General features: G+C 41.8%; 8 protein-coding genes. All 8 read right to left on the reverse strand.

Annotated elements, in window-relative coordinates:
* Positions 1-283 (reverse strand): plasmid mobilization protein (locus AOQ32_RS07690; protein WP_059394312.1); only part of this gene is annotated, 283 nt, incomplete at its 3' end.
* Between the two features lie 235 nt (positions 284-518).
* Positions 519-788 (reverse strand): hypothetical protein, encoded by a 270-nt coding sequence (locus AOQ32_RS07695; RefSeq protein ID WP_059394313.1) that lies wholly within the window; start codon positions 786-788, stop codon positions 519-521.
* Positions 789-881: 93 nt separating this feature from the next.
* The gene (locus AOQ32_RS07700) at positions 882-2,558 is read right to left on the reverse strand and encodes an ArdC-like ssDNA-binding domain-containing protein (RefSeq protein WP_059394314.1); all 1,677 of its coding nucleotides are present in this window, start codon (positions 2,556-2,558) and stop codon (positions 882-884) included.
* Positions 2,559-2,702: 144 nt separating this feature from the next.
* A complete protein-coding gene (locus AOQ32_RS07705) occupies positions 2,703-3,866 on the reverse strand; it encodes a hypothetical protein (protein ID WP_059394315.1) in 1,164 nt (387 codons plus the stop codon).
* An 11-nt stretch (positions 3,867-3,877) separates the two neighbouring features.
* The gene (locus AOQ32_RS07710) at positions 3,878-4,984 is read right to left on the reverse strand and encodes a toprim domain-containing protein (RefSeq protein ID WP_059394316.1); all 1,107 of its coding nucleotides are present in this window, start codon (positions 4,982-4,984) and stop codon (positions 3,878-3,880) included.
* A gap of 88 nt (positions 4,985-5,072) precedes the next feature.
* Entirely contained in the window at positions 5,073-5,270 is a 198-nt protein-coding gene (locus AOQ32_RS07715; RefSeq protein ID WP_059394317.1) for a hypothetical protein, read from the reverse strand.
* A 97-nt stretch (positions 5,271-5,367) separates the two neighbouring features.
* On the reverse strand, positions 5,368-7,158 hold the full coding sequence (locus AOQ32_RS07720; protein ID WP_059394318.1) for a VirD4-like conjugal transfer protein, CD1115 family: 1,791 nt from the start codon (positions 7,156-7,158) through the stop codon (positions 5,368-5,370).
* Entirely contained in the window at positions 7,158-7,700 is a 543-nt protein-coding gene (locus tag AOQ32_RS07725) for a DUF3801 domain-containing protein (protein ID WP_059394319.1), read from the reverse strand. The genes AOQ32_RS07720 and AOQ32_RS07725 overlap by 1 nt, the downstream gene beginning before the upstream one ends.
* Positions 7,701-7,750 lie beyond the last annotated feature (50 nt).

The raw sequence follows: 7,750 nt of genomic DNA on the forward strand, positions 1-7,750 counted from the left end.
TCATCATTTCTTCCACGACTTCGTCGTCAACTTGACGATAGACGTGGGCAGCCCGTGCTAACTGATTGACATTGGCCCCTAACTTAGCGACCTCAAAACGTAGTTGTTTTAATTCTGAAAAATCCCGATGGACGACTTGCCCGGTTAACAACATTTGCAAAGCAAAGTTTTGAAAACTAGGACTTTGACTTGCCTGAACACGTTGATTTAAAAGTTGATTTTCTTGTGCCGTTAAATAAAGCTTTTTTTGTTTTTTGCGTTTACGATTGTTGTTCAAAACCATCTAATCCCTCCTTTCCTTTCTTGTGAAATAAAATCTGGTAACTAAGCATCAGCCTAAAAACAAGGGGAACAGAAAAAAGACAACACCTGTTGGCTAAAAAAGAGGATCATCCTTTTTGCAAGTTTAGCATGTGAGTACTCACAATGCCGAAATTACCCCCTCTTCTGCTCGCAGATAAAGGGGGTAAACTTTGGGGCGCTGCCCCAATCCCCGGTTAAATTCTTTCACAAAGTAATTATTTTTCGTCAAAATAAGCCATTCTTAAATCATCAAAAAGTGACTGATAAGCTGGTTTTCCTTGATTGTTTTTTAGCCATTTTAACGTTTTATCCAAGTCTGCTAGTTGGTCTTCTTGTGCTAATTCCTCGTAACTTTTTTGCAGCGTTTCAACGCGTTTTATCATGACAATGGGATCTAAAATGAGATCTTCACGTGTCAGTTCTTTGGTAAAGTCATCCGTTAAAACGGCTAAAATGGTTTCATAAATGGTTTGGTCATCCGACATCTTATTCTTCTCCTGTGTTAGCAGATTGATTCATTTTTTGGCGCATACTCATTTGCGGGCCACTACTTTTATTTTGTAAATGCGACGGTTTTTTTACATCTTTGGCCCCGTCGCTTGGGTTAAATTTTCACTGGGTGTGGGTTCTTTAGTGACTTCACTTCGGGCTTCGTTGGTCTTTTCAAGGTTTGGTTGCACGACAGTTTGTAACATCTTTTGATGTTCACTTTGCGTTTGTAAAGTGATTAAACGTTCATCAATTTCGTCAGCTAACGTCTTGGCTTCAGAACTAATTTGTTCAAAAACATCGGTTAGCTTTTCGAGTTTTGGATCATCTTGTGTCCAGTTATCCAGGTAACCAAAACTATATTCTTGGGTGTCAATTCCTAACTTTTCGGACAAAATAAAGGCCACACTTTCCGCCGCAAACTCACCTCTTTGGTAAGCTTCACTACCAAATTCAGCCGTTTCATTTTGGTGCAAACGGCTGTGAGCGACTTCATGTAACAACGTATGAATGGTTTGGTTTTGGCTTAACCCGTTCTTTAAAACAATGGTTTTTTGTGCGGTATTAAAATAGCCATTGGCCTGCGGATGGTTCGGTGGCATGGCCCCAAAAGCCACTTTCGCTGTTGTCAAACCAGTGACAATTTGCATGGCTTTTTCAAAACGATCGGGATGATTAGGGGTGTCTAGTTCCCCTTCAATTGGCTTGACGGGCTGGATGATTTTTTTAGGATCAGTCACTTGGGTTTGGTCAAAAACAGGAACGAGTTTGTAATAGGTATCGCGTTTCTTTTGACCATTTTCATCGAGCACAGGTTGACCCTCTGGGTCTTTTTGAATGACCGTTACGGGTGCCCAAATGCGTAATGACTTGGCACCTTTTTTGATGGGGTTCCCCATGTTTTTCCATTGCTGGAAGCTCGCAACTTGTCGGGCATCAGGGGCTTGTTCATGTAATAACCGTTGGTTACGACTTGAATATTGCGGGAATTGTGCGGCAAATTTTAAATAACTTTTCAAATAATCAGACTGGCGATATTTTGAAAGGCCTCGTTTTAAATAACGATTCAGACGCTTGGTATCTTTTCCTTGAATGATTTCTTGTAAGTTATCATCCAGTTCTTCGTCTTGATTATCGAGCACTAAATCCCCGCTTTGTTCTGGTTCTTGTTGGACTTTTGCTAAAATGTCTTTTGCTAATTGTTTGGGGTCAGTGTCTTGGGTACGTTGATTCATATTCTTTTTTTCCTCTTTTGATGTGGTATTAGCTTCGTGATAATGTGTCACCGGACCTTCCAGGCCAAAACGATCGACGCGTTGATGCAATAGTTTTTCAATGCCTTTGGGATAGAATGGCACAGTACTCATGGTTAAATTTGGATGTCGATTAGGCAGTTGGATAATTCGTTTGGTATAAGCCTTGAGTTGCGCTTCAATTTGCGTTAAATGTTGTTGGATAAATTGATATTGATCCCTAGGCAACGTGTTATCGATACCAATCAATGCACTTTCTTTTTCTATAAAAATAGCTTTTTGCAAATTCAAACCAGGCCTTTTAAGATGAGGGTTGTGGTTGGGAAACGGTGTTTCAAAGACACCATCACGTGGGGCTCTTGAAGAAAGACGTCCTTCTAAAGGAATAAACCATCCTGTTTTTTGATCATAAATGCCAACATACAAACGGTTAGCTTTTAAATCAAACTGATAAGAACCAGTGCGAGCCATTTCTTCTGCTAAAAATTTTGGATTTAAATACTTGACTTCCATTTTGTTTTCTCCTAATATAGTCCCTAGGAATAAGTAGTACAGGCACGCGTGAGCCGAAATTGCGCCATAGATTAGGCTATTTATTCCTTTTTTGGTGCCATGAGAATGAGAGAAGTCGGGGAAACCCGGCTTTTTTTATTGTCCTTATAGTTTTGGCCCTTTGGTTTCGGCAGCCTGACTTTGTTCTACTTGCTCTTCATCACCTGCCACCAACGCTTGTATTTCCTCATGCCCATAAAAACTAATTAATCCGTATGGATCGGCCTCTTGGATGAATGCTTGATAATCTGCCAAACTAAAAGTCGCATCAGCTGCTTTGTTTTGCTCAAATGCCTGCTGGTCATCTTTTAACAGCTTGACCCAATCCAACCCGTTTTGAATGCTGGCCACAGTGGCCGGCTCAAAATAGCTTTGAAATAGATTTTGATAGCTTTCTTGCAATGCTCGTGCATCAAAACCATTCACACTTTGCAAAGCGCCAGCCGCCAAGGCTTCTTGCAAGGCAGGTACTGTTTCAAATTCTTCCGCCACAAATTCCGTTTCACCATGCTGATTCAACACTTGCTGGTAATTGAAAAAGTATGGCGCAACTTCTTTAAAGTCTTGATAGTTCAACTGACGTACCATTTCGGTGACTAGAAGGTTATCGAAAGTCCCAATATTTTCCGGTGATTCTTCACTAGCATGCTGTAACAACTGCCCCATCGCATCCGAATTGTTAGCGAAGACTTTTTGAAAAATATCAGAGTCTAACGCCAACATTTTTGCTTTCACTTCGGCCAAGTAGCCGACTTGCAAGGCACTTTCGGACACAATTTCTTGCTTCATTTGTTTCCATTCAACCCGGCTGGGTTCAATGGCTGTTTGTTGAAAGTCACGGACGCTTTGTTCACGTAAAATATCCAAATACTGCCCATCAAACAAAAGAACTTGACCTTGATCGAGGGCATAACCATAATTGATTTTCGTTAAATACTGCGCAACGTTTTGACGCTGACCCATTGGGACCTGAGCCATAATTTGACGCACCAAGTCCAAATCGTTCGTGGACTCATTTAGCTGCTTTTGCTCCGTAGCTGGCGCAAAAGCCATCAACGTTTCTCGTTCCGCTTTGGAAAAACTCAGCCGATCTTGTCGTAAAGCATTTAAAAAAAGCAAGGGTTCGGTACTCACTTCGTACAAAAAACCGTCCTGTCCTGCTCGCTTGATAGCGGGTTCAGCCTGGTTAAATAATGGAAAGCCTTGTGCGGGCCAACTCGGCTCCTGAAACAAGCCCTCAACGCTGCCGTAATACATTTTGTCCTGCATATCAACTCCTTTTAGTGCATTGAAAAAGACTGTTGCTTACTCAATGCAACAGTCTTTTGCGTTTCATATTTTGTTTGAAAGTTCGGCCGGTGATCAGTCTGTAAACCCTTGGTTCCTTTTAAAAAATCATTCCAATCCATTTTTTCTTGGCTCGCCATTTTCGGTGGTTGATGTGGGGCCACTTGAATATGCTGATAATGAAAATCATCAATAAATTTCTGACCAGCCTCATCATGGTCAACAGCGAGAATCACTTGAATCGCATTTTGGTCAAAAATTTCATTTCCTTCCAAAAAATCCATTAACTCTGGCTTCTTCTCAGGGGCCATCTCAGGGTTAATTTGATTGGCAATGCTTTGACTAATCGTGCCTTTTCTGAGGCCATTCATGGCGACTAAGACAGTATTGTCTAATTTTTGATGATACAACTCATAATAGGACAACAAATCAATCGGTGCTTCAAAGGCAATCACTCGTAGCGGATCATGAGCGGTTGGTTTTGTTGGTACTTTGCCCAATACGACTTGAAACCCTGCAAACCCATTCCCCTTCGTTCTTTTAAGATGACCACGTTTCCCGTATTCTTTTTTCTGCCAAACTCCTTGGACACTGATGCCCAATATGTCGTCTTTCACTTTATTTTTAAAAACAATCACTGGTTCACTTTTTTTGTTTTCATAATCCGTTAAATAACTCGCCTGACTGATGAGCCCTTGGTCTTTAAAAAAGTGAATCGTCTCGGCACTCAAGCCTCGCTCTTCTTGTAAGTATTGACTGGCTAAATTAAATTTTTGATGGTCTTTTAGTCGATACGTGAACTCTTTGGGTTGCAAAGGGGTGGCTTGAAACGTCTTCCCCTGCACATGATCTAAAAAAGAAAGCGCTTCATTGAAGTCACAATCTTTAACGGTTTGAATCAGTTTGATATTATCGCCACCAAAACCTTGACTGTTCCAATAAAACATATTCTTCCGCGTATCAATCACCAAGCTATCATGCTCCGTCCACGTATAGTGAGCTCCTGCAGGCTTTAACGACATGTCAAGAGCATGTGCAACGTCAACCATCGCTAATTGGCGCCCTTTTTCGAGTATTTGTGCCCGTTCTTCGATGTTCATATACTTCTCCTTTCCAAAAAGTAGAGTTTTCTCTACTTTTCTCTACTTTTCCAAGTATGACCGCCACTAGATTCTGAGCGCCAGTCATTTACTTGTTTTTTCGATAAAAATACCAAGCCAAGGCGGCCGCGCCTCCAGCAATTAACAGACAAACGCCAAAAGGAATACCACGGCCAATGTTGGAGCCAATGCGCCATGAAAATCCGCGGATAATGCCATTTAAGATGGTTTGAATGATATTTTCACCACCACTTGAATGGCGGACCTGTGCGACTAAAGTCATCATGTTTTTTCTCCTATTTTCAATGAAATAAAAAGTAGAGAAACCTCTACTTTTCTCTACTTTCCTCTACTTTTATGTTGGTTTGACTATCAAGATAGCCTCACAGAGTCCCATGATCAATCAGTGGAATGCCTTCTTCTTGACCAGCACGCCACATTTCAGCGAATGGCGTTGCATACCGAACCACCTCATACCAATTCTCATCGGTCGGTTGATTGGCTAATTGGTTCGCATTGGGATGGTCAAAAGTGGAATATTTTTGATCCATCAAGACATTTTCGCCGTTAATAAAGATTAGTGCCTTTTGATTATCTAACCGGCCAATTTCATCCGGTGTTAGTAAGTCACGTGCTTGTGTTTGGCGGTTTTCAGAACCGCCTCCCTTGGAACTGACGGAATGATTACGAATGGAAATGGTTTGCTTTCCAGAGCGTTGTGATAAATATTCAGTGGTCTCTTTTTCATTACCACCCAAGAAAAGCAAGGTATCAGCGGTCGCCAGAAGACTGGCCCAACCTTTGTTGTACATCGTTTTCAATTGATCCAGGGCCTGCAAAATGACCACAATCGACATTTCACGACTCCGCAAGGTAGCCATGGCTTTATCAATGTTGGGTAACTTCCCAATATTGGCAAATTCATCCAAATAATAGCGCACATGTTGTAAGGGCTGTTGAGTCTTCAAAAGCCCTTGGTTCACCTGATCGGCTTTCTTCGATAACGTGGTAATTGAAGTGGCCACTAACATCGAGGCCAGGAAGTTATACGAACTACTTAATTCTGGAATTGAAATAAAGACGGCCGTCTTCTTTTCATTCCAAGAGCCAATGTCCATGCTGTCATGTTCAATCATTTGCTGGACAGCTTGGTGATCAAAAGAAGCAAAGACCGCCACCGCATTACCAACAATCCCAGCCTTGGTTTCGGCTGCACCACCCGTGGTCTCAAAATTCTGCCATTGTTTAACCGCATAGTTACCAGGGTGTTTTTGTTCCAATTCAATCATCCATTTTTCAACTTGACTGGGTTCCTCTTTATCGACGCGTATAATGTTCCGCAATAAATCAGCGACTTGGCCAATATGTGGCAAATAGCCGTTATCGCGCCCATCAAACCATAAAAAGGCAATCAATGAGCGCAACAACATGTCCGAAGCTAACTTCCAAAAATCAGGTTTCTGCTCATTACCCGCAATCGAAATCGAGATACTTTCGAGCACGCGGTCAACATCCAATTCGGTGGGCATATAAGCAAAGACGTTAAAAGTATTGGAGTTACTTAAGTTCGCCAAATCAAAGACTTTAATTTGATAGCCCGCTTCCCGCAACATTTGGCCAACTTCATGAACTAAAAGGCCTTTGGGGTCGGTTACGACCATGGAGGCATTCATTTGCATTAAATTGGGCTTGACAAAAGTAAAGGTCTTTCCAGAACCAGAACCACCAATCACCACCATATTTTTATTACGTTGAACGGGCCTTGGTAAGCGCGCATTGAACAGCCCCATCTGCGCATTTTGTGAGAGTAAGGTATTCTTGTCAAAGTCCTGGTCTGCATATTTGGCCATTTCAGTAATCGTGGCAAAACGGGCTGATCCATGTTCTTCTCCTGCCCGATAAATACCGGGATCATTGTGATAAATATATAACAGCATGGCGCTCAAAAAGCCAATCAGGGCAGCTAAAAGTGACCATAAAGAAGGAATCAAAAAAAGTGGCCAATGTTGCAAGGCTTTTTGTGATTCGATACTGTAAGTAATGAAAGCAAATTCTTTTTCTGCAAAACTGTTCAAAGGAATGGCGAAAAACCAATTCGTTAAAAAAGAAAATAAAATGGCCAAGAATAGACCTAGCCATAGATGCGGGACAATCTGTTTTTTATATCGTTGCATTAGCGTGTTCTTCCTTTCCCAGCAGCGGGTGCCGCTTTCGCCATGTTTTGTGCTTGTGTTTGCATCGTGGATGCCGTTTGCTTGTCTGATTTTTTGAACTCTTCGGCGACTGAAGAACGCAAATCAGGATCTTTGACTATATCTTGCCAAAGTTTGGCGTCGGGATCATGAATGTCCTTTAGCAAATCGTCCATGGCCTTGTTAATGACCTCTTTGTCTTGAAAACGAAAGAGCAAATCAGTTTTGCCATCATATTGACGAAAGGCAAAGGCCACGCCATGTTCAGCCAGGACTTCTCGTAAACGTTCAAGATTAACCGGTTGATTGAAAGAGGACGGTAACGTGATGATGGACTTTCCTGATTTTTCAGCCATAAATTGATAATAACCGAGTTCACCGGTGCGTTGCCGGTACTGAGCAGCACGATCGGCCAGATAGTGTCGCAGTGACTCCCCCGTCAACACACTAAAGGCTTTTAAGATTTGGATAACGGTGGTTTGCCCGCTGTTCGTAAATTTATGCAGTGCTTCTTTTTGTTCCATAAAAGTTCCTTCCCAAATAAAAAAGTAGAGAAAGCTCTACTTTTCTCTAC

It is taken from the genome of Fructobacillus tropaeoli (genome assembly GCF_001047135.2).
Lineage (GTDB): Bacteria > Bacillota > Bacilli > Lactobacillales > Lactobacillaceae > Fructobacillus > Fructobacillus tropaeoli.

Bases quoted from the DNA above. Each gene is read 5' to 3' on its own strand.
- AOQ32_RS07695 (WP_059394313.1), bottom strand. From the start codon at position 788: ATGTCGGATGACCAAACCATTTATGAAACCATTTTAGCCGTTTTAACG.
- AOQ32_RS07700 (WP_059394314.1), bottom strand. From the start codon at position 2,558: ATGGAAGTCAAGTATTTAAATCCAAAATTTTTAGCAGAAGAAATGGCT.
- AOQ32_RS07705 (WP_059394315.1), bottom strand. From the start codon at position 3,866: ATGCAGGACAAAATGTATTACGGCAGCGTTGAGGGCTTGTTTCAGGAG.
- AOQ32_RS07710 (WP_059394316.1), bottom strand. From the start codon at position 4,984: ATGAACATCGAAGAACGGGCACAAATACTCGAAAAAGGGCGCCAATTA.
- AOQ32_RS07715 (WP_059394317.1), bottom strand. From the start codon at position 5,270: ATGATGACTTTAGTCGCACAGGTCCGCCATTCAAGTGGTGGTGAAAAT.
- AOQ32_RS07720 (WP_059394318.1), bottom strand. From the start codon at position 7,158: ATGCAACGATATAAAAAACAGATTGTCCCGCATCTATGGCTAGGTCTA.
- AOQ32_RS07725 (WP_059394319.1), bottom strand. From the start codon at position 7,700: ATGGAACAAAAAGAAGCACTGCATAAATTTACGAACAGCGGGCAAACC.